At 67.6% G+C, this 20,273-nt stretch carries 19 protein-coding genes and 1 pseudogene; 12 read left to right on the forward strand and 8 right to left on the reverse strand.

Translation table 11 applies throughout. From position 1 onward, the window contains the following. The first annotated feature begins 164 nt into the window (after positions 1 to 164). Both AB7O82_RS22325 and AB7O82_RS22330 read left to right on the forward strand, forming a co-directional pair. Entirely contained in the window at positions 165 to 1,595 is a 1,431-nt protein-coding gene (locus tag AB7O82_RS22325; RefSeq protein ID WP_428538554.1) for an MFS transporter, read from the forward strand. Positions 1,596 to 1,687: 92 nt separating this feature from the next. Further along, positions 1,688 to 2,515, forward strand: a complete 828-nt coding sequence (locus AB7O82_RS22330) for a metallophosphoesterase family protein (protein WP_428538556.1) — start codon at positions 1,688 to 1,690, stop codon at positions 2,513 to 2,515. 207 nt (positions 2,516 to 2,722) lie between these two features. Here AB7O82_RS22330 and AB7O82_RS22335 read toward each other — a convergent pair whose 3' ends face one another. Further along, complete coding sequence (locus tag AB7O82_RS22335) at positions 2,723 to 3,448, reverse strand: glutathione S-transferase family protein (RefSeq protein WP_428538558.1); 726 nt, start codon at positions 3,446 to 3,448, stop codon at positions 2,723 to 2,725. 147 nt (positions 3,449 to 3,595) lie between these two features. Here AB7O82_RS22335 and AB7O82_RS22340 point away from each other — a divergent pair, with 147 nt between their 5' ends. The 5 genes and pseudogenes from AB7O82_RS22340 to AB7O82_RS22360 all read left to right on the forward strand — a co-directional run bounded on the left by AB7O82_RS22340 (position 3,596) and on the right by AB7O82_RS22360 (position 10,352). Next, positions 3,596 to 5,908, forward strand: coding sequence for a xanthine dehydrogenase family protein molybdopterin-binding subunit (locus AB7O82_RS22340; protein ID WP_428538560.1), 2,313 nt, complete (start codon positions 3,596 to 3,598; stop codon positions 5,906 to 5,908). A 97-nt stretch (positions 5,909 to 6,005) separates the two neighbouring features. Then, a pseudogene (locus AB7O82_RS22345) lies at positions 6,006 to 6,293 on the forward strand (xanthine dehydrogenase family protein molybdopterin-binding subunit); the annotation flags it as partial. Between the two features lie 230 nt (positions 6,294 to 6,523). Then, entirely contained in the window at positions 6,524 to 7,804 is a 1,281-nt protein-coding gene (locus AB7O82_RS22350) for an amidase (RefSeq protein WP_428538562.1), read from the forward strand. Further along, positions 7,801 to 9,069: an amidase gene (locus AB7O82_RS22355; RefSeq protein WP_428538564.1), complete on the forward strand. Its 1,269-nt coding sequence runs from the start codon at positions 7,801 to 7,803 to the stop codon at positions 9,067 to 9,069. Before AB7O82_RS22350 ends, AB7O82_RS22355 begins: the two co-directional genes overlap by 4 nt. A 56-nt stretch (positions 9,070 to 9,125) precedes the next feature. Continuing rightward, positions 9,126 to 10,352, forward strand: coding sequence for a hydantoinase/carbamoylase family amidase (locus AB7O82_RS22360; protein WP_428538566.1), 1,227 nt, complete (start codon positions 9,126 to 9,128; stop codon positions 10,350 to 10,352). Positions 10,353 to 10,506: 154 nt separating this feature from the next. Here AB7O82_RS22360 and AB7O82_RS22365 read toward each other — a convergent pair whose 3' ends face one another. Both AB7O82_RS22365 and AB7O82_RS22370 read right to left on the reverse strand, forming a co-directional pair. Then, positions 10,507 to 10,845 carry an ArsR/SmtB family transcription factor gene (locus AB7O82_RS22365; protein WP_428538568.1) on the reverse strand — a complete coding sequence of 113 codons (339 nt, stop codon included), beginning with the start codon at positions 10,843 to 10,845 and terminating at the stop codon, positions 10,507 to 10,509. Beyond that, on the reverse strand, positions 10,835 to 11,287 hold the full coding sequence (locus tag AB7O82_RS22370; protein WP_428538570.1) for an SRPBCC family protein: 453 nt from the start codon (positions 11,285 to 11,287) through the stop codon (positions 10,835 to 10,837). Before AB7O82_RS22370 ends, AB7O82_RS22365 begins: the two co-directional genes overlap by 11 nt. A 147-nt stretch (positions 11,288 to 11,434) precedes the next feature. Here AB7O82_RS22370 and AB7O82_RS22375 point away from each other — a divergent pair, with 147 nt between their 5' ends. Continuing rightward, a complete protein-coding gene (locus tag AB7O82_RS22375; protein ID WP_428538572.1) occupies positions 11,435 to 11,842 on the forward strand; it encodes a hypothetical protein in 408 nt (135 codons plus the stop codon). A 181-nt stretch (positions 11,843 to 12,023) separates the two neighbouring features. Continuing rightward, complete coding sequence (locus AB7O82_RS22380; RefSeq protein WP_428538574.1) at positions 12,024 to 12,395, forward strand: hypothetical protein; 372 nt, start codon at positions 12,024 to 12,026, stop codon at positions 12,393 to 12,395. Between the two features lie 45 nt (positions 12,396 to 12,440). Here the strand turns inward: AB7O82_RS22380 and AB7O82_RS22385 are convergent, their stop codons facing one another. Together AB7O82_RS22385 and AB7O82_RS22390 are read right to left on the reverse strand one after the other, a co-directional pair. Further along, on the reverse strand, positions 12,441 to 12,821 hold the full coding sequence (locus AB7O82_RS22385; RefSeq protein WP_428538576.1) for a DUF4189 domain-containing protein: 381 nt from the start codon (positions 12,819 to 12,821) through the stop codon (positions 12,441 to 12,443). Between the two features lie 178 nt (positions 12,822 to 12,999). After that, on the reverse strand, positions 13,000 to 14,052 hold the full coding sequence (locus tag AB7O82_RS22390) for a phosphotransferase (RefSeq protein WP_428538578.1): 1,053 nt from the start codon (positions 14,050 to 14,052) through the stop codon (positions 13,000 to 13,002). 332 nt (positions 14,053 to 14,384) lie between these two features. Between AB7O82_RS22390 and AB7O82_RS22395 the strand changes: the two genes are divergently transcribed. The 3 genes from AB7O82_RS22395 to AB7O82_RS22405 all read left to right on the forward strand — a co-directional run bounded on the left by AB7O82_RS22395 (position 14,385) and on the right by AB7O82_RS22405 (position 17,570). Further along, entirely contained in the window at positions 14,385 to 15,149 is a 765-nt protein-coding gene (locus tag AB7O82_RS22395) for a hypothetical protein (RefSeq protein WP_428538580.1), read from the forward strand. 151 nt (positions 15,150 to 15,300) lie between these two features. Next, positions 15,301 to 16,563 (forward strand): TIR domain-containing protein, encoded by a 1,263-nt coding sequence (locus AB7O82_RS22400; RefSeq protein WP_428538582.1) that lies wholly within the window; start codon positions 15,301 to 15,303, stop codon positions 16,561 to 16,563. Then, positions 16,560 to 17,570: a hypothetical protein gene (locus tag AB7O82_RS22405; RefSeq protein WP_428538584.1), complete on the forward strand. Its 1,011-nt coding sequence runs from the start codon at positions 16,560 to 16,562 to the stop codon at positions 17,568 to 17,570. The genes AB7O82_RS22400 and AB7O82_RS22405 overlap by 4 nt, the downstream gene beginning before the upstream one ends. 196 nt (positions 17,571 to 17,766) lie before the next feature. Here AB7O82_RS22405 and AB7O82_RS22410 read toward each other — a convergent pair whose 3' ends face one another. The 3 genes from AB7O82_RS22410 to AB7O82_RS22420 all read right to left on the reverse strand — a co-directional run bounded on the left by AB7O82_RS22410 (position 17,767) and on the right by AB7O82_RS22420 (position 20,232). Continuing rightward, on the reverse strand, positions 17,767 to 19,014 hold the full coding sequence (locus AB7O82_RS22410) for a hypothetical protein (RefSeq protein ID WP_428538586.1): 1,248 nt from the start codon (positions 19,012 to 19,014) through the stop codon (positions 17,767 to 17,769). A gap of 40 nt (positions 19,015 to 19,054) precedes the next feature. Then, positions 19,055 to 19,759, reverse strand: a complete 705-nt coding sequence (locus tag AB7O82_RS22415; RefSeq protein ID WP_428538602.1) for a glutaredoxin domain-containing protein — start codon at positions 19,757 to 19,759, stop codon at positions 19,055 to 19,057. An 89-nt stretch (positions 19,760 to 19,848) separates the two neighbouring features. Continuing rightward, positions 19,849 to 20,232 carry a VOC family protein gene (locus AB7O82_RS22420; RefSeq protein ID WP_428538588.1) on the reverse strand — a complete coding sequence of 128 codons (384 nt, stop codon included), beginning with the start codon at positions 20,230 to 20,232 and terminating at the stop codon, positions 19,849 to 19,851. Positions 20,233 to 20,273: the final 41 nt, after the last annotated feature.

The following is a 20,273-nucleotide window of genomic DNA, read 5'->3' on the forward strand; positions in this document are numbered from 1 at the left end:
CCCGATCATGATCTCATGATTTTGTGCGGGCGGGACGCCCGCGGCCCGCATGAGGCATGACCCCTCCGTCGGCGAAGACGCCGACACCTCCCCAGCGAAGACGCCGGGGAGGAGGATCCGTTGTGCAACGTCTTGCCGGGGTCGCACGTTAACTGCACTGGCCGATGAACACCGACCTCCGCACCTTCACCGACGTTCCCGCCCGTCTCGACCGCCTGCCGTGGAGTGGCTTTCATCGGCTGGTCGTCGTGGCGCTCGGCATCACCTGGATCCTGGACGGACTGGAAGTCACCCTGGCCGGCTCCGTCGCAGCCGCCCTGCAGACCAGCCCGCGGCTCCAGCTCACGGCCGAGCAGGTCGGGCTGACGGGCAGCGCCTACCTTGCGGGCGCCGTGCTGGGGGCCCTGTTCTTCGGCCATCTCACCGACCGGCTGGGACGCAAGAAGCTGTTCAACGTCACGCTCGGCGTCTACCTGGTGGCGACGGCCCTCACCGCGCTGTCGTGGGATTTCTACAGCTTCCTGCTGTTTCGCTTCCTCACCGGGGCCGGCATCGGCGGCGAATACTCGGCGATCAACTCGGCGATCCAGGAGCTCATCCCGGCGCGTCTCCGCGGCCGCATCGACCTCGCCATCAACGGCAGCTTCTGGCTCGGCGCGGCCGGTGGCGCGCTCCTGTCGGTAATGCTGCTCGATCCCGAACTCGTCGGCCCCGACCTGGGCTGGCGGCTCGCCTTCGGCAGTGGCGCCGTGTTGGGCCTGGTGATCCTCTATCTCCGGCGCTTCCTGCCGGAGAGCCCGCGCTGGCTGATGATCCACGGCCAGCCAGGCGAGGCGGCGCGGGTCGTCGGCGAGATCGAGGCCCGCGTGGCGGCCGGCGGTCATGTCCTGCCGGCAACGTCGGGCTCGAACCTCGCGCTGGGCCCTGCCCATCGTGTGACCATGGTGTCGGTGGCGCGGACCCTGCTGCGCCAGTATCCGGGGCGGACGACGCTCGGTCTCGTGCTGATGGCCGCCCAGGCCTTCGTCTACAACGCCATCTTTTTCACCTATGCCCTGGTGCTGAGCCGCTTCTACGGCGTGCAGGCCGACGCCGTCGGGCTCTATATCCTGCCCTTCGCTATCGGTAACTTCCTGGGGCCGCTCATGCTCGGGCCGTTGTTCGACACGCTCGGCCGCAAGTCCATGATCTTCATCACCTATGCCGTCTCCGGCCTGCTGCTCGCGGTCACCGGGCTGCTGTTCGATATGGGGCTTCTCGACGCGACGACGCAGACGGCAATGTGGAGCATCGTGTTTTTCTTCGCGTCGGCAGCGGCGAGTGCGGCCTACCTGACGGTGGGCGAATGCTTTCCGCTCGAGATCCGCGCGCTGACGATCGCGCTGTTCTACGCCTTCGGCACCCTGCTGGGCGGCGTCGGCGGTCCCTGGCTGTTCGGCGTGCTGATCGCGAGCGAGAGCCCGCGCGAGATCGTGATGGGATACCTGCTGGGCGCCGCTCTCATGATCATTGCCGCGCTCGTCACCTTGAAGCTCGGTGTGAAGGCCGAATGCAGGCCGCTCGAGGAAGTCGCACCCCCCTTGTCTGGTGGCTGATCGTCGGTCGGCTGACTTTCGTCTGGCTGACTGGCCGTATCGATTTTGCAACACTGTTCGCCTAGCCTGATTCAGGCCTTCGGTGGTTGCACATGACCTTTCGCATTGCGCAGATCTCGGACACCCATCTCAGCAACGAGAAGCCGTTCTTCGTCGACAGCTTCAGGCGGGTCGGCCAGGCGCTGCGGGCGGATCGGCCGGAGCTGGTACTGCATTCCGGCGACATCTCGCTCGACGGTTCCTCGAAGGAGAGGGATCTTGCGGCGGCGCGCGTCCTGCATGACGGGCTCGGTCTGCCGGTACGCTTCCTTCCCGGCAACCACGATCTGGGCGACAGCCAGGACGGGCCGACGCATGGCGAGAACTCGATCGATGCGACGCGGCGCGCACGGTACGTCGCGCACTTCGGCGCCGATTGGTGGACGTTCGACGTGCCGGGCTGGCGCGTGCTCGGGATCAACGCGCAGCTTCTGGCGAGCGACCTCGCGGCCGCGGGCGAGCAGACGACGGCGATCGCCGCGGCGGTGGCCGGCATCGATGGCCGCAGGCTCGCGCTCTTTCTGCATCGGCCGATGTTCGATCGCGATATCGCGGAGACGGCTGTCACCGGTCGCTTCGTCAACCCGGAGTCACGGCGCATCCTGCTCGCGGCCCTGGGCGTTGTAGCGCCGGCACTCGTTGCCTGCGGCCATGTTCACCAGTTTCGCGAAAGCTGGTTCGAGGGCGTCCACCATGTCTGGGCGCCATCGACCGCCTACGTCATCCCCGATCGTCGCCAGCCGCGCTACGGCATCAAGGACGTCGGCTATGCCGAGCACCGGCTCGAGCCGGACGGCCGGCACGAAAGCCGGTTCGTCAGGGTGCCCGGCTTGCCGCGCCTGGACATCGCCGACTTTCCGGAAGCGTACGGGCCGCTTTAGGAGATTTCCTCCCCCGTCATGGGGGAGGTGCCCCGTCATACGGGGCGGAGGGGTCATGCGCTGGGAGCGCGCCACTCCGATGGCGCTCTTCTTGATGATTACGCGTCCCATGAGCGCCATCGGAGTGGCGCGCTCCCAGCGCATAATTCCATGACCCGGCGTAAGACGCCGACACCTCCCCAGCGAAGCTGGGGAGGAGAATGATCCTTACGCCGGCACCGGGCGGGCGCGCTGATTGTAGAGCATCTTGCGGATGCGGGCCTGCTCCTCGGGCGGCAGCTTGGTATTGTCGACCGACAGGTCGGCGCCGACCGCCATGCCTTTCTGGACGGCCGGGCGCGCGCCCAGCTCCTCGAACCAGCGCTTGAAGTGCTTGAATTCCTCGATGTCCTGGCCCTGGAACTTCCAGTTGATCGTCCACGGATAGCAGATCATGTCGGCGATCGTGTACTGGTCGCCCGCCAGGTACTTGTGCTTGTAAAGCCGGTTGTTGAGCACGCCGTACAGGCGGTTCACCTCGTCGGTGAAGCGCGTGATGGCATAGGTCTGGTCGCCGAACTGCTTCTGGTCGACGCGGCGGAAATGGCCGCATTCGCCGCTCTTCGGTCCCTGGTTGGCCATCTGCCAGATCAGCCACTGGTTGACGTCGTAGCGCGTGCGCACATCCTGCGGGTAGAACTTTCCGGCCTTCTCGGCGATATACATCATGATCGCGCCCGACTCGAAGATGACGATCGGCTTGCCGCCGTCCTTCGGTTCGCGATCGACCATCACCGGCATGCGGTGATTGGGATTCATCTCGAGGAATTCGTCGGTGAACTGGTCGCCGCGCCCGATGTTCACGGGCACGATCTTGTAGGGCAGGCCGCATTCCTCCAGCAGGATGGTGACCTTCTTGCCGTTGGGGGTTGGCCAGTAGTGCAGATCGATCATGGGTGATTCCCTCCTTGGGTTGGGCGGGAGCTTAGCCATCTTGACGGCCCGCCGCCAACGGTGCGGCGCCAGGCAATGGACGATCAATGAGTTTCCCTGAGGCTCGCGGTGCGTGACACCAGGGCCGAAAATGCGCGACAAGACACGATGACCGAAGATCAGATCGGGCGCCCGGTACGCCGTCTCGAAGACATTCGTTTCCTTCTCGGCCAGGGCCGCTATGTCGACGACATCGCCCGCTCGGGCGAGCTGCACGCCTACGTCCTCCGCTCGCCGCATGCCCATGCGATCATCACGCGCATCGATGTGACGGAGGCCGCGGCGTTGGCGGGAGTCCGCGGCGTCTTCACCGCGGCCGACCTGGCGGCGGACGGGATCGGCACGCTGCCCTGCATGGCTCCGGTGAAGCCGCTGATCGTGCCGCCGCGCACGGCGCTGGCCACGGATCGCGTCCGCCATGTCGGCGATCCGGTGGCCTTCATTGTTGCCGACAGCGCCGACCTCGCACGCGAGGCGGCCGAGCTGATCGAGGTCGAGTATCTGCCCTTGCCCGCCGTGGTCGACGGCAGGGCGGCGCTTGCCACTGATGCGCCGGCGATCTGGGACCAGGCGCCAGGCAATCTCGCCTTCCACGTCGAGCGAGGCGACGGCAAGGCCGTGGCCCGCGCCATGGCTGAGGCCGCGCACGTGATCGAGCTCGCGATCGTGAACAACCGCGTCGTCGTGGCGCCGATCGAGCCGCGCACCGGCATCGCCCGCTACGACGCGGCAAGCGATACGATGGATCTGCAGCTCGCCGGCCAGGGACTGCACGGCATTCGCCGCCAGCTTGCCGAGTTCGTGTTCAAGGTGCCGCTCGAGCGCATCCATCTCAGCGCGCCCGACGTCGGCGGCGGCTTCGGCATGAAGAACTTCGTCTATCCGGAGTGGGTGCTGTTGCTTTGGGCGGCGCGCAAGCTCGGCCGACCGGTGCGCTGGATCGCCGACCGCGCCGAGGAATTCGTCGCCGGCACGCAGGGCCGCGACATCGACGCGCGCGCCAGGCTGGCGCTCGACGCCGGCGGCCGCATCCTGGCGCTTGACGTGGCGATGGTCGCCAACCTGGGCGCCTATCTTTCGGGCAACGGCCCCGGCGCCTCGGTGATCGCCGCCTCGACGGCACAGGGTGGCGTCTACGACGTCCCCGTGATCCACGTCGACGTGCGCGGCGCGTTCACCAACACGGTGCCGGTCGACGCCTATCGCGGTGCCGGCAAGCCCGAGGCGAACTACATCATCGAGCGCGCGATCGAGCAGGCGGCGCGCGTGCTGGGCCGTGATCCCGCCGAGCTGCGCCGCCAGAACCTGATCGCCGCATTCCCGCACAAGACGGCGATGGGCATGGCGATCGATTCGGGCGGCTTCGTCGACAATCTCGACGCCGCCCTCACACGCTCGGACAAGGCGGGCTTCGCGGCGCGGCGCGAGGCGTCGCGCGAGGCCGGCAAGCTGCGCGGCATCGGCGTCGGCTGCTTCCTCGAAACGTCGCGCGGCGCGCCCAACGAGGGTGCCGAGGTGCGCTTCGAAGGCGATGGCCAGGTGACGATCGCCGTCGGCACCGAGTCGAATGGCCAGGGCCACGAGACTGCCTACGCCCAGATCGCTGCCGACCGGCTCGGCTTGCCGCTTCGGACGTTCCGCTATGTCCAGGCCGACACGGCGGCAGTGAAGAGCGGCGCCGGCCATGGCGGCGCGCGCTCCATGCACATGGGCGGCACCGCCGTGGTCAAGGCGATCGATGCCGTGCTGGCCAAGGCGCGCAAGCTCGCCGCGCATCTCCTGCAGGCGAGCGAGGAGCAGCTGCTGTTCGCCGACGGCCGCTTCACCGTGCGCGGCAGCGACCGCAGCGTCGACCTGTTTGCGCTGGCGCAAAGCGCCCGCGATACGGCGAACCTGCCCGATGGCATGACGCCGGGCCTCGGCGAGCACGTCATGAACATGTCCGATGTCTTCACGTTCCCGAGCGGCTGCCATGTCGCCGAGGTCGAGATCGATCGCGAGACGGGGGCGACGAGCCTGGTGCGCTACGTCGCCGTCGACGACTACGGCCGGCTGATCAACCCGCTGCTGACCGAAGGCCAGGTGCAGGGCGGCGTGGCACAGGGCATCGGCCAGGCGCTGCTCGAGCACACGGTCTACGACCAAGAGTCGGGCCAGCTGACGAGCGGCTCGTTCATGGACTACGCCCTGCCGCGCGCCGACGACCTGCCGGCGTTCGACATCGCCCTGATCGAACGGCCGACGCTCGCCAATCCGCTGGGCGTCAAAGGATCGGGGCAGGCCGGCTGCATCGCCGCGCCGCAAACCGTGATGGCGGCTGTCCTCGACGCGCTGGCCCAGGCCGGCGTCGCCGGCATCGAGATGCCGGCGACGCCGGAGCGCGTGTGGCGTGCCCTGGTGAAGGCAGGCGCGACCGCTTGAGCTCGCGGCAAAACAAGCTCGTCATCCTGAGCGAAGCCGCCCGACGGGTGGCGTAGTCGAGGGACCTTTCTTGCTGATACTGATCAAGAATGGTCCTTCCATCGTGCAGGGCGTCAGCCTGGCGACGCTGGGCGAGATCAGCTTCAAGAACGGCCGGGTCGAGCAGAAGAACTTCGACGGCTACGAGGTGACCCGCATCGACGCCTCACCGGCGGAGATCCGTACGCACCTGATCAATACGACTGCCTACGACAAGCCGCTGGGAGGCGTCGGCGAGCCCGGCGTGCCGCCGGTCGCACCGGCCCTGACCAATGCGATATTCGCCGCCTGCGGCAAGCGCATCCGCAGCCTGCCGATCCGCGACCAACTCGCGCGAAGGACGTAACGCTCTTCGTTCCTGCGTCATCATCCGTTCTCATCTTCCTCCCCAGCGTCCTCGCTGGGGAGGTGCCGCCGACTTACGGCGACGGAGGGATCATGAATCTTGCGGACCGCGGGCGTCCCGCCCGCTCATCATCATCGTCATGAATCATGAGCGGGCGGGACGCCCGCGGTCCGGAAGAGTATGAATCGCTCGCTCGACGCGGCATGTTTCTTGCTATTTGATCGGCGATCATGGCTGACCTGAATACGTTGACCGCGACCGAGCTCGCGCATCGGTTCGATGCAGGCGCGGTGACCGCGGAGGCGATCGTGCGCGACCATCTCGAGCGCATCGATGAGCGCGACGCCGACGTGCTGGCGTGGTCGCATCTGGCGCGCGAGGCGGCGCTGGAACGCGCCAGGGTGCTCGATCGCGGGTCACGGCGGGGCCTGCTGCACGGCATCCCGATGGGCGTGAAGGACATCATCGATTCGTGGGACCAGCCCACGACCTACGGCTCGCCGATCTACAGGACGCACCAGCCGCTGGCGGACGCCGCCACCGTCGCTCTGGCGAAGGGCGAGGGTGCGATCCTGCTCGGCAAGACGGTGACGACGGAATTCGCCAACCGCCATCCCGGCGCGACGAAGAACCCGCATAATCCCGCGCACACGCCGGGCGGCTCGTCGTCAGGGTCGGCCGCCGCCGTCGCCGACTTCCAGGTGGTGCTCGCGACCGGCACGCAGACCGGCGGCTCGGTGATCCGGCCGGCCGCCTTCTGCGGCGTCGTGGGCTACAAGCCGACCTATGGCCATTTCGCCACTGCCGGCATGAAGGCCAACACCGAATGGCTCGACACGATCGGCGCCTATGCACGCAGCGTCGAGGACATCGCGCTGTTTCGCGCCGCCCTCATGGCGATGCCTTGGCGCCCGATCGCCGCGCTCGAGAGGCCGCCGCGCATCGCCGTCTGCTTCACGCATCACAAGGCCGAGCTCTCGGCCGAGGGCAGGGCGGCCGTGCAGGACGCCGCCGCGCAGCTTGCGAAGACCGGAGCGGCTGTCAGCGAGATCGAGCTGCCGCCGCAGGTGCGCGACATGACCGAGGGGCAGCGCACGCTGAGCGCCTTCGACGGGCCGCGCGCCCATGCCGACGAGGCGCGCCGCTTCCCGCACCTGCTGAGCGAGAGCCTGAAGAACGACAAGCTCGCCGCCGGTGCGAAGATCGACTACGCGACCTGGGTCGCCGCCCGCAAGCTAGGCGAGACCGGGCGTGCCGCGGTCGATGTCCTGTTCGACGCCTTCGACGCCATCCTCACCGCGCCGGCTCCGGGCGAGGCGCCGGTCGGCCTCGAGACCACCGGCAAGGCGACGTTCAACCTGCTGTGGACCTATCTCTGGATGCCGTGCGTCACCCTGCCATTCACCAGGGGACCGACCGGATTGCCGGTCGGCATCCAACTGGTCGGCCGCCAGCACGAGGACGCGGCCTTGCTCGACATCGCTGCCTGGACGCGGAGGGCCTTGTCATGAAGGCGCTGAGCGCCAGCGAAGCTGTTGTCGCTATCGAGGACGGCAAGCTTACCGCCGAGAATCTCGTGCGCGCCTGCCTCGATCGCATCGCGGAGCGCGAACCGATCGTCAAGGCCTGGGCCTTCCTAGATCCGGCGCTGGCGCTCGCCCAGGCCAGGGCGGCCGACGCCGCCAAGGGCGGCGTGCTGCGCGGCGTGCCGATCGGGGTGAAGGACATCATCGACACGCATGACATGCCGACCGGCCACAACTCGCCGATCTTCCAGGGCAAGGTGCCGTTCGGCGACGCCGCCTGCGTGGCGCTCTGCCGGGCCGCCAACGCGGTGATCCTGGGCAAGACGGTGACGACGGAGTTCGCCAATCGTCATCCCGGTGCCACCCTCAATCCGCACAATCCCGCGCACACGCCAGGCGGCTCGTCGTCGGGCTCGGCCGCCGCCGTGGCCGACGGGCATGTGCCGCTCGCTTTCGGCACGCAGACCGGCGGTTCGGTGATCCGCCCCGCCGCCTATTGCGGCGTGATCGGTTACAAGCCGACCTTCGGCGACTTCTCGCGCGTCGGCATCAAGATGCAATGTCATTCGGTCGATACGCTCGGCCTGATGGCGCGCACGCTCGACGACATCGCGCTGTTCCGCGGCGCCGTGCTCAAGCTGCCGCCGGTGAAGATCGATCGCGGCATCGCGCGACCGCGCATCGGGTTGTGCCGAACGCCGATCTGGGACGAGGCCGAGCCCGATACGAAGAAGCTCCTGGAGGTGACGGCCTCGAAGCTCGCCGACAAGGACGCCGCCGTGACCGACGTCGCCCTCGCGCCCCTGTTCGCCGACATTCTCGATGATCACGCCGCCATCACCAGCTGGGAAGCAACGCGCAACTACGCCGACGAGCGGTTGCGCAATCCCGACAAGGTAAGCCGCGAGCTGATGGACGGCGCGATGAAGCGCGGGCTCGAGACCGGCTTCGAGCGCTATGTCGCCGCGCAGCGCAAGGCGGTGGCGTTCCGTGCCTGGGTCGATGCGCTGTTCGAGAAGGTCGACGTGCTGCTCTGTCCCAGCGCGCCGGGCGAGGCACCAAAGGGTGTCGAGTTCACCGGCGACCCGCGCTTCAACTCGATCTGGACCCTGGCCGGCACGCCCTGTGTTACCCTCCCGGCCGGCACCGGCAACAACGGCCTGCCGCTCGGCATCCAGCTGGTCGGCCTGCGTCATGCCGACGACCGTCTGCTGTCCACCGCCGCGTGGGTCGCTGCCCATCTCGACTGAGGTCCGTCTCGACTTTGGCCCATCTTGACGGAGGCCCATCTTGAAAGAGGTTCGTCATGCCCCGCATCAACGGTGAGAGATTGCTGGCCGACCTGCGCCGCATCGCCGACTTCGGTCGCTACCAGACCGGCGTGCACCGCCCGCACCTGTCGCCGCAGGACGTCGAAAGCCGGCACTGGCTCGCCGGCCGCATGAAGGAGGCCGGCCTCGAGCCGGTGATCGACGGCGTCGGCAACGTCATCGGCCGCAGTCCCAGGAGCGGGCCGCGCCTGCTGATGGGCTCGCACACCGACACCCAGCCGCGCGGCGGCTGGCTCGACGGCGTGATGGGCGTGATCTACGGGCTCGAGGTGGCGCGCGCCCTGGCCGAGGATCCCGACACCGCGCATCTCGCCGTCGACGTCGCCTCGTGGGCCGACGAGGAGGGCCATTGGGGCAGCATGATCGGCAGCAAGTCGTTCATCGGCCGCATCGGCGAGGCCGACATCGACAATGCCCGGCACAGCGTCGACGGCAGCAGGATGCGCGATGCCCTGAAGGCTGCCGGCCTCGACAAGGCGCCGCGGATAGAGCTCGAGGACGGCCGCTACCGCTGCTACCTCGAGGCCCATATCGAGCAGGGCGGCCTCCTGGAGGCGGGCGGAAAGCGGATCGGCGTCGTCACGGCGATCGTCGGCATCTTCAACTTCCGGCTGGTTTTCAGCGGCATCCAGAATCATGCCGGGACCACGCCGATGCCGATTCGCAAGGACGCCGGCGCCGCGATGATGCGGCTCTACCAAGCGGTGATGGAGCGCTTTCCCGCGCTCGCCGGCCCGCGCAGCGTGTGGACGGTCGGCAAGCTGTCGGTCGAACCCGGCGCGTCCGCCATCATTCCCGGCCGGGCGGAGATGGTCCTGCAGTTCCGTGACGCCGAGCTTGCGGTGCTGCAGCGCCTCGAGGCGACGCTGCTGGAGATCGTCGACGAGCAGCAGAAGCGCGGGCCGTGCACCATCGAATGCACCAACATCTCGCGCACCATGCCGGCGCCGATGGAGGAGCGCCTGCTCGAGGCGCTCGACGCGGCGGCGGAGAAACACGCCGCCGGCCTGCACATGCGCATGCCCTCGGGCGCCGGCCACGATGCGCAGATCCTGGCGCAGCGCCTGCCGGCCGCGATGATGTTCGTGCCGTCAATCGGCGGCATCTCGCACCATTTCACCGAGAACACCGCCGACGCAGACATCGTCCTCGGTTGCCAGGTCTTCGCCGACGCCGCGGCGAAGATTCTGAAGGGGAACTGACAGAACCGAAGCGAGCCACCGTCTTCCGGACCGCGGGCATCCCGCCTGCTCTTGGCGCGGCTCGGCTCGGGCGCGGTCTGCCGCGCCCCTGCCGAACGCATCTTCATCAAGCTCATGAGCGGGCGGGACGCCCGCGGTCCGGAAGAGTTCGAAGTCACTCCCTCTCCACCATCGCCTTCAGGCGAGAGAGGGCGTTGTCCCAGTGGCGCGAGACCTGCGCGAGGTAGTCGCGGGCGTCGTCGATCGGCCCGGGGTCGAGCGTGAACAGGCTTTCGCGGCCGCTGCGGGTCGCACGCACCACCCCGGCCCCTTCGAGAACACGCAGGTGCTTGGTCACGGCCTGGCGTGTGAGCCGCGTGGTCGCCGTCAGGCGGGAGATCGATTGCGGCGATCCGGCCGCCAGCCGGCCGATCAGCTGAAGCCGCGTTTCGTCGCCCAGGGCGGCGAACACGGTGGCGCCGGTCCGGACGGCGACGGCCGCGCTACGCCGCATCGCGGAGGTATCCGGCGATGTTCTCCATCTGGATCGCCCAGCCGCCTTCGTTCGAACGGAACGCGAGGTCGCGGCGATGTTCCGGCAGCCTGTCGAACCCCGACTCGACGACCTTCAGGCGCGTTCCCGTCGCCGTGCGTTCCAGGGTGAACTCGACCAGCGTCGGTGTCTCGGCGCTGTAATCGTGTCCGGGATCCACGGCGTAGGGATGCCACGTGAAGGAGAAAAGCCGCTCGGGCTCCATCCTCTGCACGACGGCTTCCCAGCGCAGATGCTCGTAGCCGGGATAGGTGATGTGCCCGCGCGACGTCTCGCCGACGACGAACGGACTCTCGATATGGACACGAAACCACTCGCCGAACTGGCGATGGTCGGTCAGCGCCTGCCACACCCGGGAGAGCGCGGCCGCGAGGTCGACGGTCTTCTCGATGCGATCGCTCATGCGCAACTCCTTGGTTGCGCGACAGGTACGTCGCGCCATGCCGATATGCAACTCTTTTGTTGCCTGTCGTGTTCGTTAGCTGCTGACAAAACGGTGTCAGGAGGCGTGCACCAGTTTGGCGTCGCCAATCAACGAACGGAGAGGAACATGGCGTCATTGCGTGTCGACTACGTGAACCTGGACTGGAGCTCGGGCGTACCGTTCTACGGCCCGACCGCCATCCATGAGGGACGCGATCTCGTGCAGCTCAAGGTCTTGAGCGACCGCCGCGCCGAGGGCGGTGGCATCGCTTGGCTGGTCCGTTTCTCGCCGCCACCCGGCAAATTGATCAAGATCGTTGCGGTGGCCTTGTCGGACGAGCACATCTTCTCGCTCGAGGGCGGACGCAGCACCAAGGGCGGCCAACCGGTGCGCGGCGCGGGCGGCTACGGCCTCAATCCCAAGGGGCAGCCGCACAGCGCCATGATCGCCGGCGAGACCATGGCGCTGGTGATCTACACCGGCGAGCCCGACGATATCCGATCGATGGAGGTGCTCGACGTGGAGACGGCTTGACCGAGTCTGCGGGGGAACCTTGCGTGAGCGGTGCAGGCTGTCCCTGTTGTGTCGGCAGAGACCGATCCTGCATACTCGCTGTGGCATTCCTTCGACCATGTCCAGGCATCTCCACGCAAATCTCTCCGGCTGTTGCAGGTGCCTGCATCGTCTGAGGAACTGAGACCGGCGCGCGGCGGCCATGCCGATCCATCTCGACATCTTCCATCCCAACCGCATCGTCGTCGTCGTCGCCCGTGGCGCGATTACGTCGGAGGACGCCATCCAGGCGGTTCGCGAGTTCGTCGAGAAGGGGATGGTCCACTACCGCAAGATCATCGATGTCTCGATGGTTCGGACCGACATGGATGTCGAGCAGCTCAAAATGCTGGCCGAGCTTGCCCGGTCGAGTCCGCGGGCGACGAATCGCGGTCCGCTGGCCTTCGTCGTCGACCGGATGGGCAATCCCCTGGCGCGTGTCTTTGCTGAGATGACGGAGGCCGAGCGGCCGGTCAAGGTGTTCACCAGCCTGAGCGAGGCGCGGCGCTGGCTCGACGAAGTTTCGAAGGTCTGAGCCGCGGCGCGGCCTGTTCCGGCAACCAGCGTCTGCGCGAAGCACTCACTCGAAGCATTGAGCGGCGCGGATCGAGCAGGAGTCCGCCGGCACCCGCCGATTGCACTCGTTCCAGGCGATGTCGCTCGCCTCGTCGCGGGTCGCGCCGGAGCCCGCGCCGAAGGCATTGCCCGGCCCGCTGCGCGCGTAGGCGACGCATCGGGCGGTGCCCAGGAGGACCATCCGGCAGCCCACGCCGCATTCGCCCAGGGCCGTGGCCTCGGCCGCCTCTCTGGTCGCCATGCCGACGGTGTAGCCAAAATTGCGCCCGCCGTCGGTCGCAACGGCGACCCAGGTCTGCTGCCGGGCCTGCGCTGCACCCAGGGCGGTCGCCGCCATCGCGGCAGCCAGGAGGATTGCCGCCGTCGGTCGTCCGCCCGGCGTCATTTCGGCGTGTTCCGCGTCAGGAACGCTCGCACGCGACGGATCGATGCCTTCTTCTCTGCGTCCGGACGCTTCAGCATCGGCATGACCCTCCAGCGATCAGTTGTGGGGTTTATAGCCGATCGAATCGATGATGGTCTTCCCGCGTGCGGGAGCGGCCGCAACGAGTGGGATGCTCTGCCTACGCGACGAGACTCCACGCGAGCTCGGCGCGCTCGCGCGCCGCCCTGCTCATCTTCACCGACTCCGGGTTGGATGAGTTGCCCTGCAGGCCGCGGCGATAGACACCTTGGGCGATGGCGGCGAGCCGGAACAGGGAGAAGGCGAGATAGTAGTTCCAGTGCGGGATCGAGTCGCGGCCCATGCGCCGACAGTAGGCGGCGACGTATTCCTCCTCGGTCGGCAGGCCGAGCTGCCGGAAGTTCACCGTGGCGAAGCCGTGCGGCGGCTCGACCAGGTGATAGCCGAGGCAATTGTAGGCGATGTCGCACAACGGATGGCCCAGGGTCGACAGCTCCCAGTCCAGCACCGCAACGATGCGCGGCTCGCTGGGGTGCACGATCAGGTTCCCGAGACGATAGTCGCCATGGACGATGCCGGTCGGATCCTCGGCCGGGATATGCTCGGGCAGCCACGCGGAGAGCTTGTCCATGGCCGCGATCTCTTCCGTCTTGAGCTCGGCATACTGCCGGCTCCAGCGCGTCAGCTGACGGGCGATGTAGTGGCCGGTGCGGCCATAGTCGGCCAGCCCGACTTTGACGGGATCGATTTTGTGCAGGCGCGCGAGCACGTCATTCATCGAATCGAAGATGGCCGCGCGCTCGGCCGGCGTCTGGTCGGGCATCGAGGCGTCGATCAGGATGCGACCGGGCACTGCGTCCATGAGATAGAACATCTGGCCGATTACCGGGTCGTCGGTGCAGAGCAGGCGGGCACGCGCCACCGGCACGCCGGTGTCGGCCAGTGCCGAGATGACGCGGAACTCGCGACCGACCTGGTGCGCCGATGCCACCAGCCTGCCGGGCGGCTTCTTGCGCAGCACGAAGTCCTTGCGCGTGCCGTCCGCCATATCGGCCGAGACGAAGAAGGTGGGGTTGGAATGGCCCGAATCGAATTGCCGTACTTCGAGCCCGCCGCGATAGGCATCGAGATGCTGCGCAAGATAGCGATCCAGCGAAGCGACATCGAAACGATGACGCTCCATCACCGGCACGGTGTTGGCATAGGTCGGCATGGCGGCGCCGAGCCTATGTTGACCGAGGACGCTTCGGCAAACCGCCGGTCCCGCTGGGAGGAACCGGCCAGCGACTCTATGCGCCGCCGACGGGACCCCCTGGCACAGGCGAAGGTGCGCAGCATTGCGCCAATTCCGCGGGCAACGAGTGTCGCGATCGGTACGCCGGCAGGCGCCTGGCGAGTGCCGTGCCGGATGCTCGCGGCCCGACGAGGATGGAGGACGGGCGGCGACGCGAGGGACTTCCGGTGGCGGCACGCCAATGTTGAGAGGGCGCGCGCACTGCCCTAGTCTTTCCGGACCGGCGGATGTCGAAGCGGGGGAGCGGGACGATGGGTGCGATCAAGCAGCGTGCGGCCTTTCCTCAGCTCGGCAAGACCGCCGGACCGACCTCCATCGACACGCTCGGCAACGACCAGCTCCGGGAGCTCCAGATCGGTCTCAGCCTGATGGGGTATGGCGTGGGCGAGATCGACGGGCTGATCGGGCGCAAGACGCGCAATGCCTGGGCGGAGTTCAAGACCCGTGTCTTGCCCGGCAATCCGGCTCTCATCGGCGCCGAATCGGTCGCCGCCATGCGCCAGCGGATCGACGATATCGCCCAGTGGGAGAACAGCGACTTCTCGACCAAGGAGGGCACGATCGCCGCCATCAAGGGCATGTGCCGCTCGCTCGAGATCGGCCTGCCGGCGCAGGTCGCCTACGTACTCGCAACCGCGCAATGGGAGAGCGCGCAAACCTTCAAGCCGGTGCGCGAAGCCTTCTGGCTGAGCGAGGAGTGGCGCAAGGCCAATCTGCACTACTATCCCTACTACGGGCGCGGCTACGTGCAGCTCACCTGGAAGAACAACTACAAGGCCTATTCCGACATCCTCGGCGTCGACATGGTGACGAACCTCGACCTCGCCATGCAGCCGGAAATCGCCCTCTTCGTGCTGGTGCATGGCTTCAAGGTCGGCACCTTCACCACGCGCCGGATCACCGAGTTCATCAACGAGCACCATACCGACTTCGTCGGGGCGCGCTTCTGCATCAACGGCACGGACAAGGCGCACGAGATCGCGGCCCTCGCCGAGAAGTTTCTTGCCTCGCTTTGAGCAGACGATCGCCGAGGACACCCGGCAGCGCCTTCCGGGGCGCCGTCGCGGACCCGCGGCAGCGCCCGTCTGCTCTTCGGTTGGCGGCTCGGGGAGATCCCGGCGAGGCGCCTGAATCACGCTCGACGTGGCCGGACAGCTGGAGGTCGACATGGCAGGTACGACTCCCTCCGCTCCCACTCCGATCCCGGAGGTCTATGTCCTGTGGAATCCGCGCTGCGCCATCGGCGAGAGGCTGGCGGCGAGCATCCTGAACTGGCTCCGGCCCGGCATCGGGCTCGGCCCGCAGGTCTTCTATCGCAGCCTGCCGGCGCCCGGTGGCGAGGCTTACGACCTGCCGCTGCCCCTGCCGGGCGAAACGCGACGTAAGGTGCCGGTTCCGGCTGCGAACCCCGGCAGCCGGATCGACCATCAGATCGTCGTCGCCCTTATCGACGAGAATTTCGTCGCTGAGCTTCCCTGGCGGTACTGGCTGCAGCGGCTGGCCCAGGAGCAGCCTGCCGTGAAGCGGACGATCTTTCCGGTTGCCCTTGATCCGACCGCCTACAACATGCCGGACGAGATCCGCCGTCTGAACTACATGCGCCCGATCGGCGCGCCGACCGCGACGGCGCCGGGAACGCCGGAGTTCGAGGCGATGGAACGCTCCCTGCTGAAGCAGCTGACCGAGGCGATGTGCCGGCTGCTTCTGCCGCGCCCTGCCGGCAGCCCGGGAAACGTCGACGGCGAGCTGCCCAAGGTGAACGTGTTTCTCAGTCATGCCAGGCAGGACGGTTCTGTCCCGGCCCGCCGGTTGCGCGACTACATCTACAGCCAGACCCAGCTCGCCGCCTTCTTCGACGAGAACGACATTTCCTACGCATCGAGCTTTGCAGCGGTTATCCAGAAGTCGCTCGATTCGCTCGACACCGCGGCGCTGATCTGCGTGCGCAGCACGCAGTACGCCTTCCGCCCGTGGTGCCGGCGGGAATTCTCGCTGTTCCGGCGGCCGCGCCAGGAGCCGACGCCCAGGGGCAAGGCGGAGCGCTGGCGGCTGTATCCGTCGCTCGTCGTCGAGGCGCTCGAAGGGCGCAACGTCTCCTACGGCATTCCGGAAGCGGGCAACTGCCCGATCATCCGCTGGAACGGTGCCGACCTCGGGCTCGAGGAGCTGATCATCTCGACGGTCATCCGCGACGCCATGCTTGCGTCGTTTCACTCGGCGCTGGGCGCCTTGCTCGCCACGCGCCCGGATCAGATCGTCATCAACTGGCTGCCCGACCCGACGACGCTGCTGTACATCCCGAGGGTCCGGGCGCGGCAGAAGGTCGATCTCCTCTATCCCGGCCGCGGCCTGTCGAGCCTGGAGCTCCTGACCCTGCGCGACTTCTTTCCCGAGGTGCGATTCCACGCATTCGATCAGGTGCAGTCATGAGCGACCCCTCCGAGTTCCGCTCACGCCAGATCGCCGAACAGCTGATCGGCTTCTCCGTCTCGTATCAGCGTGAGAACCTGCTGGCGCGAGGCCTCGGCCTTGAGCATTTGCGCGAATTGTTGCTGCGCCTGGCGCGGCCGCTGCTGCGCCACGGCGGCAGCCTGGCCTATGACGGCGACTGGGAGGAAACCCCCGAGAATTTCACCTTCGACCTGCTGCGGCTGGTCAGCGCGGAGCGGCTCGACGACACGCCGGCGGCGCGCGTCAATATCGGCCAACTGTTCTGTTACTCGCCCTGGCCCGAGTACCACGCCATCTCCAAGAGCGTGGAAGCGCAGTGGATGAACTGCTGCCGCATCCTGCGAATCAACCAGGCGCGGGCCGGCCTGGCGGCGCGGCAGCAGGTGCAGGTCGAGGATCTCGACAAGCGGACACCGCGGCTCGCCTTCAACGCGGCGGTGACGGCGAGCGCCATGCGCAACGCCGCGATGGCGGGCTGGTACCTGCGCGCGGCCGACCTCGAGCAGGAATTCGTGCCGCCGATCACCAGCCGCATCGCCATGGCCGGCAGTCTTTCGGGCTACAGCGGCTTCGCGCCCGACCTGTTCGAGGAAGCGTTGCTCACCCTGGAGGCGAGGCGCCCGCTTTATCTGTTGGGAGGCTTGGGTGGTGCCGCCGAGGTCCTGGCGAAAGCGATCCTCGAAACGAGAATACCGGTCGAGCTGACCCTGAAATGGCACCTCGAGCATACGCCGGCGCTCAGGGAGTTGGGTGACAGCGCGCGCAGGTTCGGCCTGCCGAAGGGCTGCCGGTCGAGCAAGGCCTTGTTCGATGCCCTGGCGGTCCAGATTCGCAGGGCCCGTCGCGACCCGGCCAAGGTCCTGAACACCGGATTGAACAAGGCCATGACCCGGGAGCTGCTGCTGACCAGGAATGTCGACACCGCCGTCGGCCTCGTCCTGGCCGGCTTCGTCAGGCACAGCAAGCTGCCCCGGATCGCGGTCTGACGCATCGAAGGAATCCTCATCCTGAGGAGCGCCCGGAGGGCGCGTCTCGAAGGATGGGCCACACAGGAGATCGTTGGAAAAGCCGTGTCGCAACACCCTCACTGTTGCCGACCAAAGGGCGAAGGTTACTTCGCCCGAATCGAGACGCGGCCCTCCGGGCCGCTCCTCAGGGTGAGGTCCCTTTGCAATTTGACGCCTATGGGGCTGTGCCCTGTGCAACGGCATCGTCGATCGTCCCGACGAATGCCCTGATCACCGGTTCCAGGATCTCCGGACCGGTCGTCGCCGCCGAATCGGCCGGCGTGTGGAAGAAGGTGTGCAGCGCCGCCATGCCGAAGAAGCGCGGATGGCCGGCCGCCATCACCTCGCGCAGCTCGCCGAGGCCGGCGCGGTCGCCGACCAGTGGCTGACCGGCGATGTCCTTGAAGCGCCGCGCGACGATCGGGTCCATCGCCTGCGAGCGCAGGATGACGCGCACGCGCGAATCGACCGTACGGTCGGTAACCCACCGGCCGTTCTCGCGGCGCCAGTCGAAGCAGGCGAGCGACGCGCCGAAATGGACCCAGGCAAGCGTCGCGTCGGCGGACGGCGCGCCGTCGCGCAGGAACTGCTCCATGCCGCCGTGGCCGACCTCGTGGCCGGCCGTGGCGACGAAGACGAAGTTGGTCCGCGGCCAGCGCGCCGCGGCGAGGCGGGCGACCGCGAGGAAGCCCGCGATGCCCGGGCCGCGCTCGCCGGTGCTGGTGAACCAGCTCGTCACGGGAGTCGACACGACAATCCAGTTGCGATTGCCCGGATCGTGCTGAAGGCGCGCGACGACGTTTCGGCCCGGCACGTCATGGCGCCACGCGCCGCGCACGCCAACCGCGACGGGTCGCCCATCGCGCTGGGCGGCGTCCAGCAGGAGGCGGTCACTGGGCGCCACCAGGATCACCGGGACCGGCCAGGGCTCCTCCTTCTGGTCGACGTTGTAGGTGAAGATCTTGCCGCTCGGATGGTCGATGGTAAGCAACACCGCCGCCGGCCGGCGCGCCAGCGCAGCGGCGATCGCGGCGCGATGCCCGGCGTTGAGATAGGCGCCGCGGTCGAAGGCGAGCTCGGCGCGCACGAAGCGTCCCTCTGCCGGACCGCTGCCCTGGGTGGCGATCGGCGCGGTGAGGGAGAAGCTCGCCTGCGCCTCGGGTATCCACCATTGCGGCACGACGTTGCGGCTCTCGCCGCCGACGGTGAGCGTTCCGGACTCGAGCTCGTACTGCCGGGGCAGTGTGAAGGTCTGGGACGAGACGGCGAGGTTCGCGCGCTCGAGTTCGACGGCGATCCAGGCCATGGCCTGCTCGGCGCCCGGCGAGCCGTAGCGATGCACGCCGAAGGAATCGTAACGCTGGACGTCGGCGTAGAGCGCGCTGCCGGCCAGCGGGTCGGCAGCAAGAGCGGGGCTGGTCATCAGGAGGACGAGGATGCCAAGGAGGCGAGGGACGTCCGGCTCAGCCGTCCCATACGTTCTGCGGCATCGGCAGCCTGGCGAAGTCCTTGTCGACCAGCGGCCGGTTGTGGCCGACGCCTTCCTTCTCGAGGAGCATCATCCATTGCCGCACATGCTGGCCGCTGTGCCAGGTCGTGCGCTCGAAGAGGTCGTGCAGGCTCTGCGGCCCGTAGTAGGTCGCGAGCGTGCGCGTGGCGGCGGTATCGCCGTTGGCCCACCAGTCGCGCAGGCGCTGTCGCACGCCGGCGCCGAAGGCGACCAGCGCCGCCGTGTCGGCATCGTCGGCCGGCTTCTCGGCGAACATGGCCTGCACCAGCGTGGCGCCCCGGTTGGCGTCGAGGAAGGCGTCGACCACGCGGAACAGGTGGAAGGCCAGGGTGCGATAGCTGCGCGGCCGGCCCGGCACGTGGGTGTCGAGGCGGTCGTGTGGCATCAGCGGCAGCAGCTCGAGCGCCGCGCCGAGGAACTTGTCGAGTCGTGCGTAGAGCTCGTCGGTCGAGAGCTCCGGGCTGGACTTTTCCGCGAGCCCGAGGAAGTCGACGATCTGCCTGGTGCTCTGGCCGAACGTGAATTTGTCGCCGCGCGAGAGCACCGGCACCGACCGCGCACCGAGCTTCTGCAGCTCGGCAAGGCCAGCCGGATCTTCGAGAACATTCACCGATACGAAGTCGATCCCACGGACCGATAGAAACTCCTTGAGTCTCAGACAGCTGGTTCAACCAGGCTGCCAGAACACCTTCAGCGGCTCGCTCATGCGATTCTCCCGTTCGGGCCCAAGCTCAACTCGGGCCCAGTTTACGCCGGCCTGTGGCACACGACACAGATCTTGTTGCCGTCGAGGTCCCTCAGGTAGGCGCCATAGTAGTTGGGATGATAGTGCGTGCGCAGCCCCGGTGCACCCTCGTCCTTGGCGCCGCCCGACATGCCTGCCTTGTACGCAGCGTCGACCGCGGCCCGGTTGGGCGCGTCGAGGCCGATGGTGATGCCGTTGCCGACGCTCGCCGGTTTCTCGTCGATCGGGCTCACGATCCAGAGCTGTGGCCGCCCGCCGGCCAGCCCGTATCCTGCGCCGTTGGGGAAGCTCATGTGGCACACCAGGCCGAGCGGCTTCACCAACTCGTCATAGAACGCCTTGGCCCTGGCGATGTCGTTGCTGCCGACGGTGACGTGACTGAACATCTCTGTTTCTCCGGTCTGTCGCTTTTCCTCATGATCTTCGC

The organism is Reyranella sp. (assembly GCF_050185545.1).
Lineage (GTDB): Bacteria > Pseudomonadota > Alphaproteobacteria > Reyranellales > Reyranellaceae > Reyranella.

Excerpts from the sequence above, each read along its gene's own strand:
- AB7O82_RS22325 (WP_428538554.1), top strand. The coding sequence starts at position 165 with ATGAACACCGACCTCCGCACCTTCACCGACGTTCCCGCCCGTCTCGAC.
- AB7O82_RS22330 (WP_428538556.1), top strand. The coding sequence starts at position 1,688 with ATGACCTTTCGCATTGCGCAGATCTCGGACACCCATCTCAGCAACGAG.
- AB7O82_RS22335 (WP_428538558.1), bottom strand. The coding sequence starts at position 3,448 with ATGATCGATCTGCACTACTGGCCAACCCCCAACGGCAAGAAGGTCACC.
- AB7O82_RS22340 (WP_428538560.1), top strand. The coding sequence starts at position 3,596 with ATGACCGAAGATCAGATCGGGCGCCCGGTACGCCGTCTCGAAGACATT.
- AB7O82_RS22350 (WP_428538562.1), top strand. The coding sequence starts at position 6,524 with ATGGCTGACCTGAATACGTTGACCGCGACCGAGCTCGCGCATCGGTTC.
- AB7O82_RS22355 (WP_428538564.1), top strand. The coding sequence starts at position 7,801 with ATGAAGGCGCTGAGCGCCAGCGAAGCTGTTGTCGCTATCGAGGACGGC.
- AB7O82_RS22360 (WP_428538566.1), top strand. The coding sequence starts at position 9,126 with ATGCCCCGCATCAACGGTGAGAGATTGCTGGCCGACCTGCGCCGCATC.
- AB7O82_RS22365 (WP_428538568.1), bottom strand. The coding sequence starts at position 10,845 with ATGCGGCGTAGCGCGGCCGTCGCCGTCCGGACCGGCGCCACCGTGTTC.
- AB7O82_RS22370 (WP_428538570.1), bottom strand. The coding sequence starts at position 11,287 with ATGAGCGATCGCATCGAGAAGACCGTCGACCTCGCGGCCGCGCTCTCC.
- AB7O82_RS22375 (WP_428538572.1), top strand. The coding sequence starts at position 11,435 with ATGGCGTCATTGCGTGTCGACTACGTGAACCTGGACTGGAGCTCGGGC.
- AB7O82_RS22380 (WP_428538574.1), top strand. The coding sequence starts at position 12,024 with ATGCCGATCCATCTCGACATCTTCCATCCCAACCGCATCGTCGTCGTC.
- AB7O82_RS22385 (WP_428538576.1), bottom strand. The coding sequence starts at position 12,821 with ATGACGCCGGGCGGACGACCGACGGCGGCAATCCTCCTGGCTGCCGCG.
- AB7O82_RS22390 (WP_428538578.1), bottom strand. The coding sequence starts at position 14,052 with ATGCCGACCTATGCCAACACCGTGCCGGTGATGGAGCGTCATCGTTTC.
- AB7O82_RS22395 (WP_428538580.1), top strand. The coding sequence starts at position 14,385 with ATGGGTGCGATCAAGCAGCGTGCGGCCTTTCCTCAGCTCGGCAAGACC.
- AB7O82_RS22400 (WP_428538582.1), top strand. The coding sequence starts at position 15,301 with ATGGCAGGTACGACTCCCTCCGCTCCCACTCCGATCCCGGAGGTCTAT.
- AB7O82_RS22405 (WP_428538584.1), top strand. The coding sequence starts at position 16,560 with ATGAGCGACCCCTCCGAGTTCCGCTCACGCCAGATCGCCGAACAGCTG.
- AB7O82_RS22410 (WP_428538586.1), bottom strand. The coding sequence starts at position 19,014 with ATGACCAGCCCCGCTCTTGCTGCCGACCCGCTGGCCGGCAGCGCGCTC.
- AB7O82_RS22420 (WP_428538588.1), bottom strand. The coding sequence starts at position 20,232 with ATGTTCAGTCACGTCACCGTCGGCAGCAACGACATCGCCAGGGCCAAG.